The following is a 16,355-nucleotide window of genomic DNA, read 5'->3' on the forward strand; positions in this document are numbered from 1 at the left end:
CGCTTGAGAGAAAACAGGAGAACACCATGAACCAGGCACTGTGGATCGCCAAGACCGGCCTCGACGCGCAGCACACGCGCATGTCGACGGTCTCGAACAACCTGGCCAACGTGAATACCACGGGCTTCAAGAAGGACCGGGCGGTATTCGAGGACCTGATCTACCAGACGGTGCGCCAGCCGGGCGCCCAGGCCACCCAGGATCAGCAGCTGCCTTCGGGCCTGCAGATCGGCACCGGCGTGCGCGCCGTCTCCACCGAGAAGATGTTCCAGCAGGGCAACCTGCAGCAGACGGACAACTCGCTGGACATCGCCATCGAGGGGCGCGGCTTCTTCCAGATCCTGCTGCCCGACGGCAACGTCGGCTATACCCGCGACGGCAGCTTCCAGCTGAATTCGGACGGCCAGGTCGTGATGTCCAACGGCTACCCGCTGCAGCCGGGTTTGTTCGTACCGGAGGACACGCAGTCCCTGGCCATCGGCAAGGATGGCACGGTGACCGCGCAGATCCCGGGTCAGGCGGCGCCGGTGGAGCTGGGCAACATCCAGCTGGCGGACTTCGTGAACCCGGCGGGCCTGCAGGCGGTGGGCGAGAACCTGTTCCGCGAGACCGCCGCGTCCGGCGTGGCACAGCAGTCCCTGCCGGGCCTGAACGGGACCGGCACCGTGGTGCAGGGCTCGCTGGAGACCTCGAACGTGAACATCGCCGAGGAGCTGGTGAACATGATCGAGACCCAGCGCGCCTACGAGGTGAACTCCAAGGCGATCTCCGCGGCTGACCAATCGCTGCAGTTCGTCAACCAGACCATCGGGTGATGTGATGACGCGCCTCGGAACCGTTCTCCGCCCGGCCCTGGCCGTGACCGCCGCACTGCTGCTGTCCGCCTGCGCCGCCACGCAAACAACCAAGCCGGACGACAACCCGGAATATCGCCCGGTGATGCCTGCCCAGCCGGTCCCGCAGTCGCAGAACAATGGCGGGATCTACCAGGCGGCGCATTCCCAGGGCCTCTTCGAGGACTACAAGGCGCGCAACGTGGGCGACATCCTCACCGTGATCCTGGCGGAGAGCACCAACGCGCAGAAGTCGGCGTCGACCTCCACGGGCAAGGATTCCAATCTCGACCTGGGGAACCTGTCGGCCTTCGGCCGCGATGCCACCTTCAACGGGCGCCCCCTTTTTGGCGCGAGCAATTCGAGCTCGCGTGACTTCGACGGCTCCGGGGATTCCTCGCAGAGCAACCAGCTCGACGGCGAGATTACCGTGACCGTGGCCGAGGTCCTGCCCAACGGCAACCTGGTCGTGCAGGGCGAGAAGTGGCTGGGGATCAACCAGGGCGAAGAATACGTGCGCTTTCGCGGCATCGTGCGCCCGGTGGACGTGACCACCAACAACACCGTGCTCTCCACGCAGGTCGCCAACGCTCGTGTCTATTACGGCGGTTCCGGCGTGCTGGCGGACAGCAACACCCCCGGCTGGATCACGCGCTTCTTTAACAGCCCGATCTGGCCCTTCTGACGCAGCGTGCGCGCGGCGAGGTACGACATGGACTCGATATCCCTCAAACAACCCGCGAACGACCGCCGGATCGTGGCGCTCGGCGACTGGCGGCGCTTGGCCCTGCTGGTTCTGGTAGCGCTGCTGGTGGCCGGTCCGGGGAGCGCTTCGGTGGCGGCGCAGACCGCCATCCAGCAGCAGGCGGCGATGCAGGAGCGCAGCTACATGGAGCGAGTCAAGGACGTGGCCAGTGTCTCCGGCGTGCGCGAGAACCAGCTGGTCGGGTACGGCCTGGTGGTGGGCCTGGACGGCACGGGGGACCAGACCACCCAGACGCCGTTCACCGTGCAGAGCCTGAACAATATGCTCGGCCAGCTCGGGCTGACGCCGGATGCCGGCAACCCGCAGCTGCGCAACGTCGCCGCCGTGATGGTGACGGCCGAACTGCCGCCATTCGCCAAGTCCGGCCAGCGCATCGACGTGACCGTCTCGTCGATGGGCAACGCGACCAGCCTGCGCGGTGGCACGCTGCTGATGACGCCGCTCAAGGGGGCGGACGGGCAGACCTACAGCATCGCCCAGGGCAATCTGGTGGTCGGGGGCTTCGGGGCCGAGGGGACCGATGGTTCGCGCATCACCGTGAACGTGCCGAGTGTCGGCCGGATCCCCAATGGTGCCACAGTGGAACGCGAGGTCCCGACCGCGTTTGCCCAGGGGGATCATGTCACCCTGAATCTGCACCGCCCGGACTTCACTACGGCCAACCGCCTGGTACAGACGGTGAACGATACCTTCGGCCAGGGGGTCGCCCATGCCCTGGATGGATCGTCGGTGCGCGTGCGCGCGCCGTCCAACCCGGATCACCGGGTCGGCTTTGTCGCGGAGCTGGAGCGCCTGCCGATTGAACGTGGTGCGCCACCGGCGCGGGTGATCGTCAACTCGCGCACCGGGACGGTGGTGATCGGCTCCAGCGTGCAGGTGACCCCGGCCGCCGTCTCGCACGGCAGCCTGACGGTGACGATCAGTGAGGCCCCTCAGGTCGTCCAGCCGGCGCCCTTCGGCGCGGGCGAAACGGCGATCCAGCCGGATACCGACATCGCGATCGAGGAGGGCGACAACACCATGTTCCTGTTCGATCCGGGCACCTCGCTGGACGAGATCGTGCGCGCGGTGAATAACGTGGGGGCCGCCCCCGGTGATCTGGTCGCGATCCTGGAGGCCCTTCGCGAGGCCGGCGCGTTACGCGCGGAGCTGGTGGTCATCTGATGATTACCCCGGGCGTCGATACCCAGATGCAGGCCCGCGCGGCCCTGGCCTCGGACCCCAGCGGCCTGCAGGATCTGGCCCGGGGAGCGCGTTCGGGCGATCAGAAGGGCCTGGAGGCCGTCGCCCGCGAGTTCGAGGCGATGCTGATCGGCCAGATGCTCAAGCAGATGCGCGAGGCCTCGTTGGGCGATGGCCTGTTCGACAACGACCAGAGCAAGATGTACCTGGAGATGCAGGACCAGGAATTCGCCAAGGCCATGAGCCAGGGTGATGGCATCGGTCTGCGCGATGCCCTGATGCGCCAGCTCTCCGCGCAGCAGCCCGCGGATCCCGAGGTCCTGAACGACCCCGATCGCCAGGCCGCGCTCGAGCTGCCGCGACGTCGGTCGGAGCTCGACACCCTGCGGGCCCTACAGGGGGATGCGCGCCCCGAACTGCAGCCCGTGGGGCCGCAGCGGCCCGAGGCCGTGACCCCGCATGCGGGCGAGGCGCCGACGCCGCCCCCCATCGCCTGGCCACCACGGGATGCCGCCGACTTTGTGCAGAGCCTGGAGCCCCTGGCGCGGGATGCGGCCGCGGAGCTCGGGGTCGAACCCGGCATCCTGCTGGCGCAGAGTGCCCTGGAGACCGGCTGGGGGCAGCACGTGCCGTCGCGTGCCGACGGCCAGCCGAGCTTCAACCTGTTCGGGATCAAGGCGGACAGCCGATGGAACGGGGATCAGGTCTCCGTGGGCACCCTCGAATTCCGCGAGGGGGTTGCGCAACGGGAGCAGGCGCGCTTCCGTGCCTACGCCGATCCGTCGGAGTCGTTCTCCGATTACGTCGACTTCATTCGCAACAATCCGCGTTACCACCGGGCTCTGCAGGCTGGAGATGACGCGCAGTACATCCGCGAACTGCAGGATGCCGGTTACGCGACCGATCCGGCCTATGCGGACAAGGTCTTGCGCCTGCGCGATCAGTTAGCCGCGCACCAGGGCAGTGGATCGACTCAAGTCGCGGCCGATGCGGCCGTTACCCGTACCGAGGGGTAGAGCATGAAGCAGAAATGGCCCAATCCGGTGGTTGAACGAGCGGTTTCGCGGGAGGCGCGGGCATGAGCGCGTCCGGGATCGGCACCTCGGCCCTGCTGGCCTTCCAGCGCGCGATCGGGACGACCAGCAACAACATCGCGAACTCCGCGACCGAGGGCTACAGCCGGCAACGCACCGAGTTGTCCAACCTGACGCCGCAGTTCCTGGGGGGCAGCTTCCAGGGACAGGGCGTGCAGGTGGACACGATCCGGCGGATCTCCGACGACTTCGTGAACACCCAGTTGCGCAACTCGATCTCCGATCAGTCGAATGCCGAGCTCAAGGCCTCGCTGGCCGGACGCATCGACGACCTGCTGGGCAGCTCCAGTTCCGGTCTGACGCCGGTACTGCAGGACTTTTTCGATGCCGGCCAGGATCTGGCCAACGACCCGACGTCCAGTGCCGCGCGCACGGTCTTCCTGACCGAGGCGGAATCCCTGGCTGAGCGTTTTGCCTCCATCGACCGGCGCATCGAGGAACAGCGGGACATCATCAACGGCCAGATCCGCACCAACGTCGAGGAGATCAACTCCCTGACCGATGCGATCGCCGGGCTTAACCGCGAGATCGTGTCGAAGTCCACCCAGGGCACTCCGAACGACCTGCTGGACCAGCGCGACCGCGTGTTGAACCAGCTGGCGGAGAAGGTCAACGTCCGCATCACCGAGCAGGATGACGGCGCGGTCAACGTATTTGTGGGCAACGGCCAGGCGCTGGTGCTCGGGGGCAATAACCGCGAACTGGTGGCGGAGTCACTGACTGGTGATCCGCGTTCTCCTGACATCGGGCTGGCCACCAGCGGCGATCCGGTGAACATCTCCCGCTTCATCCAGGGCGGCGAGCTGGGTGCACTGCTGGAGACCCGGACCGGGATCATCGACGAGGCCCAGAACACCCTGGGCCGGCTCGCGATCAGCATCGGGGCGGAATACAACCAGCAGAACCGGCTCGGCCTGGACCTGAACGGCCAGCAGGGCGCGGATATCTTCGGGATCGGCGATCCGGCGGTCCGTGGATTCCCCGGCAATGAGTCTGATGATGTTCCGTCTGTCGAATTCGGCGACGTGCGCGACCTGACCACGTCCGATTACCGCCTGAATTATAACGGTACGGACTATGAACTACGGAAGCTGTCGGATGGTGGGGTCGTAGCGAGTGGCAATGGAGTTCTTGAGGCGGACGGGATCATTGTGGATACCGCAACGATTGGCGGACAGGAGGAAGGGGATGGCTGGTTGATCCAGCCGACTCGCAATGGCGCACGGGATCTCTCGGTGGAGATGACGGACCCTTCGGGTATCGCCGCAGCCAGCGCCGTTAGGGCGGACCTTGGCGAGGACAATGTTGGAGACGCATCGATCGCGTCTGTTCGGGCTGTGGATCGGGATAACCTGGATTTGGCTGAGGTCACCGTTGAATTTGACGGTAATACGGATCAGTTTGAGATCAATGGAAGCGCTTTCCCACTAGATCCCGATGGTGACGGGATAACAACCATCGAGTTTAACGGTTGGGAAATGGAGATCAGGGGCACCCCCGAGGACGGGGACACCTTTGTGGTGAGCAGCAATGTTGATCACCCGGGCGATAACCGCAACATGCTGGCGATGAATGACCTGTCGGACGAACGCCTGGTCGGCGGCGATCGGACATTCGGGGATGGTTATAACAGCCTGCTGGCCAATGTTGGTACACGCACCCGCCAGGCCCAGGTCGCACAGGAATCGGCCGATGCGCAGCTGGCACAGGCGCGCGCCCAGCGTGAGGCTGTCTCCGGCGTCAACCTGGACGAAGAGGCGGCCGATCTGATCCGTTACCAGCAGGCCTATCAGGCGGCGGCCCAGGTCATCTCGGTCAGCAATTCGCTGTTCGATTCACTGCTCGGCGCGGTCCGCCGCTAGCGCCCACCGGGAGACACGGACATGCGCATCTCGACCACCCAGATCTTCCAGACCGGGATCGACCAGATCCAGCGCGGGCAGACCGAACTGAACCGGACCTCGCTGCAGATGGGTCGGGGGGAGCGCATCCTGAGCCCCTCCGATGATCCGAGCGGAGCAACCCAGGTCAATCAGTTCGAACGCATCATCCAGGCCACCAAGCAGTATCAGCGCAATATCGACAACACCCAGCCGCGCCTGCAGCAGGAGGAATCGGCCCTGCAGGGCGGGACCGACCTGCTGCAGCGTGCGCGCGAGCTGGTGGTAGCCGGCAACAACGACAGCCAGACCAACGAGACCCGCAGCTATATCGCCGGTGAGCTGCGTCAGCTGCGTGACGGGATGTTCGATATCGCGAACACCAAGGACCCGAACGGCGAATACCTCTTCGCCGGTACAAAGTCGTTGCAGCAGCCCTTCCAGCAGGATGGGACGGGTGCGGTGCGCTACGAGGGGGCCGAAGGCACGGGCAGCATCCGCGAGGTTGCCATCTCGGCCAACCGGAAGGTACCGGTGGGCGACACCGGTGCGCGGGTGTTCATGGACATTCCGGAGAATGACGGGCGTGTCGGGGCCGAGGTGCTCAATCGAGAACCCGGCAGTACCCTTGTGGTGGAGCAAACCGGCGTCAATGACTCGGCCGCCCTGACGGGTCAGACCTACACCATCACGTTCCAGGATCTCGGTGGCGGCGAGATCGGATACCAGGTCGTGGATGAAGGTGGTGGTACGGTCGACAGTGGGCCCTACGTTTCCGGCGAGGCGATCACCTTTGATGGGCGGGCGATTACCCTGAGCGGTGCCCCCGAAATCGGGGACGAAGTGGAATCCCGCCCGGCGGAGAACAAGAGCGTGTTCGAGACCCTGGACGCGATCATTGCCGCCCTGGAAGAGGGTGGCGCCAGCGGCAATAGCCGGGCCAACCTGGCGACGGCCAGCAACACCGCGCTGGCCGATCTGGATGCCGTGCTGGGCAATTTCAGCGATATCCGCGCCGAGGTGGGCTCGCGCCTGAAGACCTTCGACCAGCAACAGGACCTGAACGAAGACCGCCTGGTGGACCTGAACAGCGCGGTCTCCGAGATCCGCGATCTGGACTACGCCGAGGCGATCAGCCGTTTCAACCAGCAGCAGGTGGCGCTGCAGGCCGCGCAGCAGACCTATACCCAGGTCAATCGCCTGTCCCTGTTCGACTTCCTCTGATCAAACCTCCGGTTGGGCGGATCATGGTCGTAGCTTTGTGCGACCATGACGCCCTTGTGATCTGCGAGAGTCCGGCATGGCGAAGAACAACGAACCCTCCGCACCCATCCAGTACCGTTCCACGGGGCGGCCCCCGCGTTACCTGATCGTCCTGCTGATCCTGGCTGCGTTGTGGGCCGGTTTCTGGGGCGTAATCCACCTGCAGTCGGGCGAACCCGAGCCGGTGACCCTGAATGTCCAGGAGCAGGCGGAGCTGGAAGCCAAGCTGCGGGCGTTGGGTCCGCGCGATGCGGAGCCCCGCCCCGATAGCGCACCAGGCGATCCGATCATCGATCTCGACGCCGAAGCCGAGCCGCTGGTCCCCGAACTCTACGAGGAACGCGCCGAGGCCCGGGTGGTGCAATTCAGCGAACGCGAGCTGAATGCGCTGATCGCGCAGGATCCGGACCTGGCCGGGCGGGTGGCGATCCGCCTGACGCCGGGACAGGTGAGCACGCGGGTGCGCATCGATGTGCCGCCGGATATCCCCCTGCTGGGCGGACGCGTCCTGAATGTGCGCTCGGGCGTTCGCTTTGGTACCGAAGAGGGCCAGGTGCACGCGCGCCTGGTGGGCGTCAGCGTTGCCGGGATCCCACTGCCGGATGCCTGGCTGGGCGGGCTCAAGGACGAGGATCTGCTGGGGCTGGAGCCCTTCCAGCAATTGCGCGCCGGCATCGAGTCCATCGAGGTGCGCGACGGCGAGCTGGCCCTGGAGCTCGCCCGCTGAGGGAGTGCCTTGCGGAGTCATGCATCCGTCCCCGGGCCGACCGCCTGTTCGGGACGGTGCGCGGGACCTCCCAAGGTCACACGCGATGCCGCCGCGCTGTGTCATCCCGGAAACCGCGAAGCGGTTATCCGGGATCTGCATCGCTGGAGGGGAAGGCTTGGGGGCTGGAGACCCCGGCTCTTCGCTGCGCCACGGCCGGGATGCTGTGTGCGGATCGGGACGCCTATTGTGAGCCTGCAGATCGGCTGTGTGGCCGCACGGCGCTCGCTGGCAGGCGCCGTGGGTTACCGGGCGGGGCCGACGCGCAGGGTTTCGGCACCAAGGGCCTGCAGGCGGCCGCGTACGCTGAGGCTCAGGGTGGAGTGCCCGGCCTCCAGCGCCGGCTGGCTGGCGGATTCGTCCATCGCCCGCATGGCCATCATCGGCTGCGGGCCACTGTAGGAGTCATCCGGCAGGTCCACTTCCAGAACACGCAGGTGCGTGGCGCCCAGTGAGCGGGCGATGACGCGCGCCTGATCCTTCAGGTCGTCCATGGCCTCTTCGATCATGGCCTCGCGGTGTTCCTCGCGGGCCTCGGGGCTCAGGGAGAAACGGATCTGACTCACCGTGAGGTCGTGCCGCTGGAGGGTTCCCACCAGTTCGCCCAGGCGGTCGAAGTCGCCGCTGGTCAGTTCCAGGTTCTGCTGGACCTGCCAGGCGTTGATGCGGCTGCGGTCGTCGGCGTCGTAGATGGGGCGGGTCGAATAGCCAATGGTGCGGGCCTCGACGGCATCGTGTTCGCCCGCGCGTTCCAGGGCCGTCTCCATGTTCCGGTTGACGGTAGCCGCGGCTGTGGCAGCCTCCGGGGCGCGCGCCTCGGTCTGTATCTGCACGGTCATGTGATCGTTCGCGACCTGGCGTTCGGTCTTGCCGGTCAGGGAAAGCGTCGTGGCGCCATCGCTGCCAACAGCGGCCCCGGGGATCGCCAGTGCAAGTACGGCGAGGCCGGCGACGAGCCAGGATGTCCGGTGGGCAAGCGGGATGTGGTTCGGTCGCATGGGTGTTTCCTTAGAGGTCGCGGGCCAGGCGGATGCCGGCGAATACGTGGCGTTTATCGGGAGTGAAGAAATTGCGCAGGGTCGTCCGGGTGAGCAGCGGGTCGCTCCAGGCACTGCCGCCGCGCAGGACGTAGTGCTTCCCGTCGAACCAGGGCAGGGAGTATTCATCATAGGGGTAGGGCCGGAAACCCGGGTAGGGTTGAAAGGGGTTCGCACACCATTCCCAGACCTGCCCTGTACCGGATAGGCAGCGGGCCTGCGCGGCATGCTCCCACTCGTGTTCGTGGGGCAGGCGGGCGCCGACCCAGCGCGCGTAGGCCGTGGCCTCGAACCAGGAGAGGCCGACGGCGGGTGCCCGGGGCTCGAGCCGCTGGGTGCCGCCCGGCAGGGTCTGGACTCGTGTGCCGTCGGGCCGGCGCCCCCAGCCCAGCGGGGCAGTGACCCCCGTCTGTTCCAGCCACGCCCGGCCGGATTCGTCCCAGTGAGGGCCGGGGTGATACCCGTCGGCCTCGATGAAGGCCGCGACCTCGGCGTTGGTGACGGGGTGTGCACGGATGGCGTGGGGCGCGAGCCGCACGGTGTGTCGGCCGCGCTCGTTGTCGAAGGCGGTGATGGAATCGCTGCCGGCGATGTGTTCGCCCCCCGGGCACTCGATCCAGTCGTTGCAAGGCCGGTGCGCGGTCTCGGAGGTTTGTACAGGGCCGGCTTCGGGGTGTTGCAGGCGGGCAAACCAGCGCACCTGTTCGAGACTCTCCAGATGCATCGCGTGGTGCTGCGCGAGGAAACCGGTCAGGTAGTCGTTTTCAAGCAGGGGATGGCGGCGCACCTCCGGGTGGGCGCGCAAAAGCTCCAGGTGGTGCTGCTGACACGCCCGGCCCCACTCGAGCAGCGAGTGGCGGGGTGGGAGGCGCCCGCCGCGGCGCCATTTCGGGCTTTGCTCCGGGAAATACAGGTCGTGCCAATCCCGCCGTGCGAGCGGCGGCTCACCCAAAATCCGTTCGTGCAGCCAGACTGCCTCGATGAAATGGCAATGGGCGTAATGCCAACCTATGGGGCTGAGGTCCGGGTGGTACTGATTGCGCCACTCGTGTTCCGGGGTGGCGAGAAGCGCCGCGTTCAGGCGGTCGTGCTGGACGGACAGGCACTCCACGAGGTCCGGTTCGGACGCGTTCGATAGCGGATGGACGGCGTTCATATCCGGTGGAGCGCGTTACAAGGCCAGGAGTTCCGGCGGTTCGTCGGGATCCAGGATCAGCAGGTGGCCGGATGGCACCGGGCGCCAGCGCTCGCGATCCGTCAGCGGTTCCGATGCCACGACCACGCTGTCTTCGGGGAACGTCTCGTCATCGGTGGTGTAGTAGAGGCTGGGGCAGGGCGCGTTGATCGCGTGGCGGCTGGCGATGATGCGGCGTCCGTCGGACAGGATCACGTTCAGCAGGGCGGTATCCGTGCCCAGCCAGGCCTCGATGGTCGAGAACGCCTCGCCGAGGGCGCCTTCCAGCGTGGCGTTCTCGTCATCGGCCAGGTACTGCCGCACCAGCGCGAACAGGTGTTCCGAGTCGGTTGTGCCCTCGATGCTGGCTTCGATCTCGTGGCTGAGGATGTTCTGGATCTGGCGCCGCACATCCGGCCGGAAGCGGCTGATCAGGCCGTTGTGGCTGTACAGCAGGCCGTCCCGAGCGAACGGCTGGGCATTAACCGAGTCGCCCCCGAAGCCGGGGGTTGCGCTGCGGATGGCCGCAATCCAGAGGGGCTGGGTCATGTCGCTGGCCAGATCTTCCAGATTGGGATCCTGCCAGAGCGGGTCGGCTCGGCGGTAATGGCGCGCCATGCCCCCGGCCCCGAACCAGCCGAAGCCGAAGCCATCGGCATTGACCCGCGCGTACACCAGTTCCTGGGGCGCCATGGCCTGTTCGATCAGGTTGTGGGGGGGATCCAGGATCAGGCTGCGCAGCGTGATCGGAGGACCCAGATAAGCGAGGTGTCGGCACATTGATCCGGGCTTCCCTGGGGGCAGTTGGGACGTCGGTGGTTTCATGCTAGCGTGCCGCAAACCCTCTTGATACGGAAGCCCGCATGTCCGCCGACGCCTGCGCTGTACCCGTTTCCTCCCGTTACAGCCGCCGGGTGGTGGAAGAACGCGATGCCCACGCCGAGTTACTGGCCGATTTCCGCGCGGGGATGCTCGAGCCACCGCGATCCCTGCCGCCGAAGTACTTCTACGATGCACGGGGTTCGCAGCTGTTCGATGCGATTTGCGACACGCCGGAATACTACCCGACCAGCCTGGAGGCCGAGCTCCTGGAGCGTCATGCCGATGCGATCGTGGACGCATCCGGCGCCCGGACGCTGTTCGAGCTGGGCAGCGGGACCTCGCGCAAGACCGAATACCTGCTGGCCGCCCTGGAGCGGCGCCTGGCGGCGCCCCATTACGTCGCCAATGACGTGTGTAGCGAGATCCTGGACGAGGCGGGCGAGCGGCTCTTGCAGCGCTTCGATCAACTGCGGGTGGACAGTCTGTGCGGCGACTATGCGGCGGCCCTGGGCCACCTGGGCGAGGTCTCCGGCGCGCGCGGCGACGGTCCCCGACTGTTCGCCTTTCTCGGCAGCAGTCTGGGGAATTTCGAGGACCCAGAGGCCGCCGCCCTGCTGACCCGGATCCGCGCGACCATGAATGCGGAGGATCGCCTGTTGCTGGGGCTGGACCGGGTCAAGCCGCGTCCGGTGCTGGAGGCGGCCTACAACGATGCGGCGGGGGTCACCGCGGCGTTCAATCTGAATCTGCTGTCGGTGCTGAATACCGAGCTGGGGGCGGATTTCGACCCCGAGGGGTTCGATCACCGCGCGCCCTTCGTGGAAGAGCATTCGCGGATCGAGATGCACCTGGTGGCGCGTCGCGACCAGGTCGTGCAGGTCTCGGAGCCCGAGGCTCGCCTGGAGATCGCGGCAGGCGAGATTATCCGCACCGAGATATCGCGCAAGTTCAGCCGCGAGGCGGTCGATGGTCTGGTGGCGGCGGCGGGGATGGAACACGAGGCCGAGTGGTCGGCGCCCGAGGCGTGGTACTCCCTGTTTCTGCTGCGGCCCGGGGCGGCCTGATCGGCATGCGGGAACCGCGGCTGGTGCTGGTGCGGCATGCCCAGGCCGGTAATCCCGGCGACTGGGACGGGGCCGATCGTGACCGGCCGCTGACCGCAAAGGGGCAGGTCAGCGCGGTGCGCATGGCCCAGGCGCTGGGCGATCTGCTACCGGCTTCCGTGGAGCTCCTGTGCAGCCCCTATCTGCGCGCCCGACAGACGGCGATCCCCCTTTCCCAGGCGCTGGATGTACCGGTGCGACAGAAGAAATGGCTGGCTCCGGGACAACCCGCCGGGCTGGAGGTCGAAGCCCTGGCCCGGAACCTGCCGACGAATGGCGGGTTGGTGCTGGTGGGCCACGAGCCCGACCTGTCGCTCCTGGCCAGCTGCTTGCTGGGCGCGCCCGGAGGGCGGAGTCTGGTGCATATGGGCAAGGGCGATGCCTGCGGGCTGGCGGGTTCGCTGCCGGGACCGATGCGCCTTGTCTGGCACCTCCCGCGGCGGGTCCTCGAACGGCTGGCCGATGGGGAGGCGCATTAGGCATGCAGGAGGCTCACCATACGGAGACGGTTGCGGCCGTCGATCTGGGATCCAACAGCTTTCACATGATTGTGGCTCGGCGCCAGGATGGCGAGGTCCTGAAGGTGGACCGGCTCAAGGAGATGGTGCGGCTTGCCAGCGGCCTCGACGATCAGGGACAGCTGGATCCGGAGGTCGCCCAGCGGGCTTTGGACTGCCTGGATCGTTTCGGCCAGCGGCTGCGTCAGCTGCCGCGCGGTCATGTGCGGGTCGTTGGGACCAACACGCTGCGCCAGATGCATGACAGCCGGGCCTTTCTGCGGTCGGCGGAGCACGCCCTCGGACATCCGGTGGAGATCATCGCCGGGCGCGAGGAGGCACGGCTGATCTACCTCGGCGTGGCCCACACGCTGGCGGATGACAGTGGCCGGCGCCTGGTGATGGATATCGGCGGCGGCAGCACCGAGTTCATTATCGGGGAACGCTTCGAGCCGGTCCTGGCCGAGAGCCTCGAGATGGGGTGTGTGACCTTTACCCGGCGCTTCTTCGCCGACGGCAAGCTGAGTCGCAAGGCCTTCGATGCCGCCCGACTGCGAGCGGAGCAGGAACTGCAGCCGATTGCCAGCGCCTACCGGGCCGAGGGATGGAATCAGGCACTCGGGGCCTCGGGCACGATCCTCGCGCTGGATCGCATGGTGCAGGAGTCGGGCCTGGACCCGGCGCCGGGCATGGACCGGCAGGCCCTCGAGCGTCTGCGGGACGCACTGATCGAGCAGGGCTCGATCGACGGGCTGGAGTTCCCCGGCCTGGCGGCAGAGCGGGCGCCGGTCATCGCCGGCGGACTGGCGGTCCTGCTGGGCGCGTTCGAGGCGCTGGGCATCGAACGCCTGCATCCCTCCGACGGGGCGCTGCGCGAGGGAGTGGTGCATGACCTGCTGGGTCGCTTCCGGCACGAGGACGTGCGCGGGCGCACCATTCATCATCTGCGCCGGCGCTTTGCGGTGGACCCGGCCCAGGCCGAGCGCGTCCAGGCCACGGTGGCACGCCTGGTCACCGCGGTGCGCGCGGCCTGGGGGCTGGACGGGGACGACGCCGAGCGTCTGGACTGGGCTGCCGAGCTGCACGAGATCGGCCTCGCCCTGGCCCACAGCAAGTACCACAAGCACGGTGAATACATCCTCACATGGGCCGACCTGCCCGGGTTCTCGCAGCCGGAGCAGGCGGAGCTTGCACTGCTGGTGCGCCTGCACCGGCGGAGCCTGAAACCCAAGCTTCTGGGCGATGTGCGTGAGGATCGTGCGGGCGCCTTCCGGTATATGGCGGTGCTGTTGCGCCTGGCCGTGCTGCTGCATCGCTCGCGGGCACCCGATCCGGTGCCGCTGGAGCGTATCGAGGCGACGACGGACGGCCTCGCACTGAGCTTTGCGACGGGATGGCTGGATGCCCATCCCCTGACACGGGCCGACCTCGACGCCGAGCGCGAGGAATGGGCCCGCCACGCACTGCAACTCGAGTACGCCTGACGGCGGATTCGGAAAGGATGGATGCAATGCTGACGCTGGTGGTCTGGATCTAGGGCAACACTGATTAATGTGCACGCTCGCGCTCGAGTCGCTTTTGCGTGCGAACAAGGCGCGGTGACTGCCGTGCAGTCATTCTGCACAAGGGAGCCGCAACGCCGTTCCCGCGCAAAAGCGGCCGAGCCCCTTCGGGGTTGGCACCCCAGGTTCCCCGATCCTGCGTTGCGCCACTTGCGGGTAGAACCACTACCCGCTGCGCGACGCGCCTGGTCTCGGAGAACCTGGGATGCCAACGCGAGCGTGCACATTAATCAGTGTTGCCCTAGGTGCTGTCGGTGCCGTTGTGGATCGGCATCTGGTGGTCGGCTACGGGGTTCCGGTTGATGCGGCACAACCGGTTGCTGGCACTGCCCTTCCTGCTCAGTCTGGTGTATGTGGTCGGAAACGCCCTGCTGGTGGCCATGTTCGGCGGGCTCAGCGAAGCCACCTACGAGGAGGGCCGGTACGTGTTCATCACCGACCGGGCCATGATCGCGGTTCAGGCGCCGGCGAGTGTGCTGATCGTGGCCACCATCGTGTACGGCCTGAGCATACGGCGGGTACCGGTGCACTTTATCCGTTTCATGGTGTATGCATTCGTGGCGTTGCTGGGGGTGATGGCGCCGATCCTGTGGATTCCGGCGCAGGAGGCGGAGTTCTTCTTTGTGCTCCGCCATGTGCAGTCGATCGGACTGAACTTCGGGCTGTTCCTCTGCGTGGCCGGGATCGTGGTGCTGTTGCAGGACCTGCTGCGTCATGGCGACGCCGAGGTCACCCTGCTGGGCGGACTGCATGATGTGCCGCGCTCCGAGCGTCAAAGTGAAGCGGATACAAAAAACCACGGGAGCTGAGGCGCTTACCAGGTGTGTTGTGAACGGGTAGGGAACCCAGCGACCCTCTGCATCGGGAACAAGAGGATTGGGTTCAGGAGCGCCTCGGTTCCGGGAGGGTGCCGCACGCGTGTGCGGCCCGATGGTGTGCGGCGCATGTGCCCCTGTATTCACTCACGTTTGGGGCTTGTACTCCAGGTTCCCCGACCCTGCATTGCGCCCCGAGGGTTTATAGAACGGGGGTGGAGGCGCTAACGGCTGTGTGACCCCTGCCTCGGGGGCTCGGGGTGCCCACGCGAGCGTGTTCACCCATCAGCATTTCTCTGGAGCGAGACCTGCTGAGCGGGTATGCCGCCTGTTGTGTCCTGGTCCGACAGACCAAGGCGCCCCAGTAGCTTCTGGCATTCGGCGGAGTCCGCCGCCCCATTGGTCAGCAAGAAGGCGGTGCGCATGATGGGGAGATGAATGTGGCCGCTGCCCAGACCGAAGCCGTGGGCGGCCCCAATCATCTGCTTTAACGGGAGAGAAAGGCGCAGACGCGATTTCAGCGCTACGGCCATTCGAGCGGGCCAGTCCCCCGCAAGCGCCGTATCCAGGGCGGCTGGGTCGAGGGTGCAGCCCTGAAGGACGCAGCGCTGTGCCGTGGCGATGACCGCGAGCTCGCCCAGGCGATGCATCAGTCCGGCGGTAAAGCAAAGGCTGGCGTCCGCCCGCAGGCTGCGACCCAGGGCCGCGGCCTGGTGGGCCATGCGCTCGCTCTGTTCCTGGTAATGCCGGGCGCGGGTCTGGAGGTTGGGGTCCTGAAGTGTGGTGGTGAGATCGAGGGCCATGGCCATTGCCAGATTCAGGGCGGTGGGGATGCCCAGAACCTGCAGGGCGTCGCGTAGCGAGGTATTGGGGGTGTCGGTGCGCCTCAGAGCACTGCCGTTGGATGCATCGATCAGGCGCGTGACCAGGGATGGAATGTCCTGCCAGGCCTTCTCCAGTTCGGACAGCGAGAGTGTGTCGGCCCGCGCCCTCAATTCCCGCAGTGCGTCAAGATCGATCGGTGTAGGCAGTCTCAGCTCACCGGATTCGGCCTGTTGCAGGGCGTTTTCCAGGGCGGGCGCCTCCGGCTCGCCCTCGGCTTCTTCGCGGGACTCGGCGGTAGTCGCTCCCGTAGCCAGTATCGCTTGCAGACGGTCATGCACCAGTTCCGCCTCGAAGGGCTTGGAGATAAAACCCCGGACGCCGTAGCGAGCGGCGCGCTGGACACTCTTACGGTCCGGGTTCGCGGTGATGATGACGATGGGCGTGACGCGGCCATCGATGGCCGCCCGTCGCAGGAAGTCCAGCCCGTTCCCGTCGGGCAGCGACAGGTCCGACAGCACGAGGTCGTGGTGTTTCTCGCGCCAACGTCGCAGGGCCTCGGTAATGGAGCGCGCGTGGAAGATGTCGGAATCGGGATAAAGGCCGCGAACGAGCGTCTTCAGGAGATCCGCCATGAGATCTTCGTCTTCCAGTATCAGGATCTTCATAGGGGGTCCGGATGCTCGCGCCCACAGGGAGGTTGTGACCTTCAGGTTCGGTTGTCCGAAGGATGGGGTCA

At 66.5% G+C, this 16,355-nt stretch carries 15 protein-coding genes; 11 read left to right on the plus strand and 4 right to left on the minus strand.

The window, feature by feature from the left end; genetic code table 11:
* Nucleotides 1-26 precede the first annotated feature (26 nt).
* From flgG to F627_RS0106580, 7 genes are all read left to right on the plus strand, one after another.
* Nucleotides 27-815 (plus strand): flagellar basal-body rod protein FlgG, encoded by a 789-nt coding sequence (flgG, locus tag F627_RS0106550; RefSeq protein WP_018873722.1) that lies wholly within the window; start codon nucleotides 27-29, stop codon nucleotides 813-815.
* 4 nt (nucleotides 816-819) lie between these two features.
* Nucleotides 820-1,518, plus strand: coding sequence for a flagellar basal body L-ring protein FlgH (gene flgH / locus F627_RS0106555; RefSeq protein WP_018867337.1), 699 nt, complete (start codon nucleotides 820-822; stop codon nucleotides 1,516-1,518).
* Between the two features lie 27 nt (nucleotides 1,519-1,545).
* Nucleotides 1,546-2,763 carry a flagellar basal body P-ring protein FlgI gene (locus F627_RS0106560; protein WP_018867338.1) on the plus strand — a complete coding sequence of 406 codons (1,218 nt, stop codon included), beginning with the start codon at nucleotides 1,546-1,548 and terminating at the stop codon, nucleotides 2,761-2,763.
* Entirely contained in the window at nucleotides 2,763-3,797 is a 1,035-nt protein-coding gene (gene flgJ, locus F627_RS0106565) for a flagellar assembly peptidoglycan hydrolase FlgJ (protein WP_018878983.1), read from the plus strand. The genes F627_RS0106560 and flgJ overlap by 1 nt, the downstream gene beginning before the upstream one ends.
* 62 nt (nucleotides 3,798-3,859) lie before the next feature.
* On the plus strand, nucleotides 3,860-5,737 hold the full coding sequence (gene flgK, locus F627_RS0106570; protein WP_019583610.1) for a flagellar hook-associated protein FlgK: 1,878 nt from the start codon (nucleotides 3,860-3,862) through the stop codon (nucleotides 5,735-5,737).
* 21 nt (nucleotides 5,738-5,758) lie between these two features.
* A complete protein-coding gene (gene flgL / locus F627_RS0106575; protein WP_019583611.1) occupies nucleotides 5,759-6,979 on the plus strand; it encodes a flagellar hook-associated protein FlgL in 1,221 nt (406 codons plus the stop codon).
* 76 nt (nucleotides 6,980-7,055) lie between these two features.
* Nucleotides 7,056-7,745 (plus strand): hypothetical protein, encoded by a 690-nt coding sequence (locus tag F627_RS0106580; protein WP_018877823.1) that lies wholly within the window; start codon nucleotides 7,056-7,058, stop codon nucleotides 7,743-7,745.
* Nucleotides 7,746-8,029: 284 nt separating this feature from the next.
* Here the strand turns inward: F627_RS0106580 and F627_RS0106585 are convergent, their stop codons facing one another.
* Genes F627_RS0106585 through egtC form a run of 3 tightly spaced genes read right to left on the minus strand, consistent with a single transcriptional unit; the run spans nucleotide 8,030 to nucleotide 10,775 of the window.
* Nucleotides 8,030-8,782 carry an SIMPL domain-containing protein gene (locus F627_RS0106585; RefSeq protein WP_019583612.1) on the minus strand — a complete coding sequence of 251 codons (753 nt, stop codon included), beginning with the start codon at nucleotides 8,780-8,782 and terminating at the stop codon, nucleotides 8,030-8,032.
* Nucleotides 8,783-8,792: 10 nt separating this feature from the next.
* Nucleotides 8,793-9,977 carry an SUMF1/EgtB/PvdO family nonheme iron enzyme gene (locus F627_RS0106590; protein WP_026332045.1) on the minus strand — a complete coding sequence of 395 codons (1,185 nt, stop codon included), beginning with the start codon at nucleotides 9,975-9,977 and terminating at the stop codon, nucleotides 8,793-8,795.
* A gap of 15 nt (nucleotides 9,978-9,992) precedes the next feature.
* Nucleotides 9,993-10,775 carry an ergothioneine biosynthesis protein EgtC gene (egtC, locus tag F627_RS0106595; protein WP_018867345.1) on the minus strand — a complete coding sequence of 261 codons (783 nt, stop codon included), beginning with the start codon at nucleotides 10,773-10,775 and terminating at the stop codon, nucleotides 9,993-9,995.
* An 83-nt stretch (nucleotides 10,776-10,858) separates the two neighbouring features.
* Here egtC and egtD point away from each other — a divergent pair, with 83 nt between their 5' ends.
* The 4 genes from egtD (at nucleotide 10,859) to F627_RS0106615 (ending at nucleotide 14,788) form a co-directional block, all read left to right on the plus strand.
* The gene (egtD, locus tag F627_RS0106600; protein ID WP_019583615.1) at nucleotides 10,859-11,881 is read left to right on the plus strand and encodes an L-histidine N(alpha)-methyltransferase; all 1,023 of its coding nucleotides are present in this window, start codon (nucleotides 10,859-10,861) and stop codon (nucleotides 11,879-11,881) included.
* A 5-nt stretch (nucleotides 11,882-11,886) separates the two neighbouring features.
* Nucleotides 11,887-12,399, plus strand: a complete 513-nt coding sequence (locus tag F627_RS0106605; protein WP_019583616.1) for a histidine phosphatase family protein — start codon at nucleotides 11,887-11,889, stop codon at nucleotides 12,397-12,399.
* 2 nt (nucleotides 12,400-12,401) lie between these two features.
* A complete protein-coding gene (ppx, locus tag F627_RS0106610) occupies nucleotides 12,402-13,901 on the plus strand; it encodes an exopolyphosphatase (RefSeq protein ID WP_019583617.1) in 1,500 nt (499 codons plus the stop codon).
* 380 nt (nucleotides 13,902-14,281) lie between these two features.
* Complete coding sequence (locus F627_RS0106615) at nucleotides 14,282-14,788, plus strand: hypothetical protein (RefSeq protein ID WP_019583618.1); 507 nt, start codon at nucleotides 14,282-14,284, stop codon at nucleotides 14,786-14,788.
* A 284-nt stretch (nucleotides 14,789-15,072) separates the two neighbouring features.
* Here the strand turns inward: F627_RS0106615 and F627_RS0106620 are convergent, their stop codons facing one another.
* Nucleotides 15,073-16,284, minus strand: coding sequence for a response regulator (locus F627_RS0106620; protein WP_019583619.1), 1,212 nt, complete (start codon nucleotides 16,282-16,284; stop codon nucleotides 15,073-15,075).
* Nucleotides 16,285-16,355: the final 71 nt, after the last annotated feature.

It is taken from the genome of Thioalkalivibrio sp. ALE16 (genome assembly GCF_000381305.1).
In the GTDB taxonomy this organism is placed as follows: domain Bacteria; phylum Pseudomonadota; class Gammaproteobacteria; order Ectothiorhodospirales; family Ectothiorhodospiraceae; genus Thioalkalivibrio.

What these genes read in the sequence shown, in the direction of transcription:
- F627_RS0106560 (WP_018867338.1), top strand. Translation starts at nt 1,546, where the DNA reads ATGGACTCGATATCCCTCAAACAACCCGCGAACGACCGCCGGATCGTG.
- F627_RS0106605 (WP_019583616.1), top strand. Translation starts at nt 11,887, where the DNA reads ATGCGGGAACCGCGGCTGGTGCTGGTGCGGCATGCCCAGGCCGGTAAT.
- flgH (WP_018867337.1), top strand. Translation starts at nt 820, where the DNA reads ATGACGCGCCTCGGAACCGTTCTCCGCCCGGCCCTGGCCGTGACCGCC.
- egtD (WP_019583615.1), top strand. Translation starts at nt 10,859, where the DNA reads ATGTCCGCCGACGCCTGCGCTGTACCCGTTTCCTCCCGTTACAGCCGC.
- F627_RS0106585 (WP_019583612.1), bottom strand. Translation starts at nt 8,782, where the DNA reads ATGCGACCGAACCACATCCCGCTTGCCCACCGGACATCCTGGCTCGTC.
- flgG (WP_018873722.1), top strand. Translation starts at nt 27, where the DNA reads ATGAACCAGGCACTGTGGATCGCCAAGACCGGCCTCGACGCGCAGCAC.
- egtC (WP_018867345.1), bottom strand. Translation starts at nt 10,775, where the DNA reads ATGTGCCGACACCTCGCTTATCTGGGTCCTCCGATCACGCTGCGCAGC.
- F627_RS0106620 (WP_019583619.1), bottom strand. Translation starts at nt 16,284, where the DNA reads ATGAAGATCCTGATACTGGAAGACGAAGATCTCATGGCGGATCTCCTG.
- flgK (WP_019583610.1), top strand. Translation starts at nt 3,860, where the DNA reads ATGAGCGCGTCCGGGATCGGCACCTCGGCCCTGCTGGCCTTCCAGCGC.
- F627_RS0106580 (WP_018877823.1), top strand. Translation starts at nt 7,056, where the DNA reads ATGGCGAAGAACAACGAACCCTCCGCACCCATCCAGTACCGTTCCACG.
- flgL (WP_019583611.1), top strand. Translation starts at nt 5,759, where the DNA reads ATGCGCATCTCGACCACCCAGATCTTCCAGACCGGGATCGACCAGATC.
- F627_RS0106590 (WP_026332045.1), bottom strand. Translation starts at nt 9,977, where the DNA reads ATGAACGCCGTCCATCCGCTATCGAACGCGTCCGAACCGGACCTCGTG.
- flgJ (WP_018878983.1), top strand. Translation starts at nt 2,763, where the DNA reads ATGATTACCCCGGGCGTCGATACCCAGATGCAGGCCCGCGCGGCCCTG.
- ppx (WP_019583617.1), top strand. Translation starts at nt 12,402, where the DNA reads ATGCAGGAGGCTCACCATACGGAGACGGTTGCGGCCGTCGATCTGGGA.
- F627_RS0106615 (WP_019583618.1), top strand. Translation starts at nt 14,282, where the DNA reads ATGCGGCACAACCGGTTGCTGGCACTGCCCTTCCTGCTCAGTCTGGTG.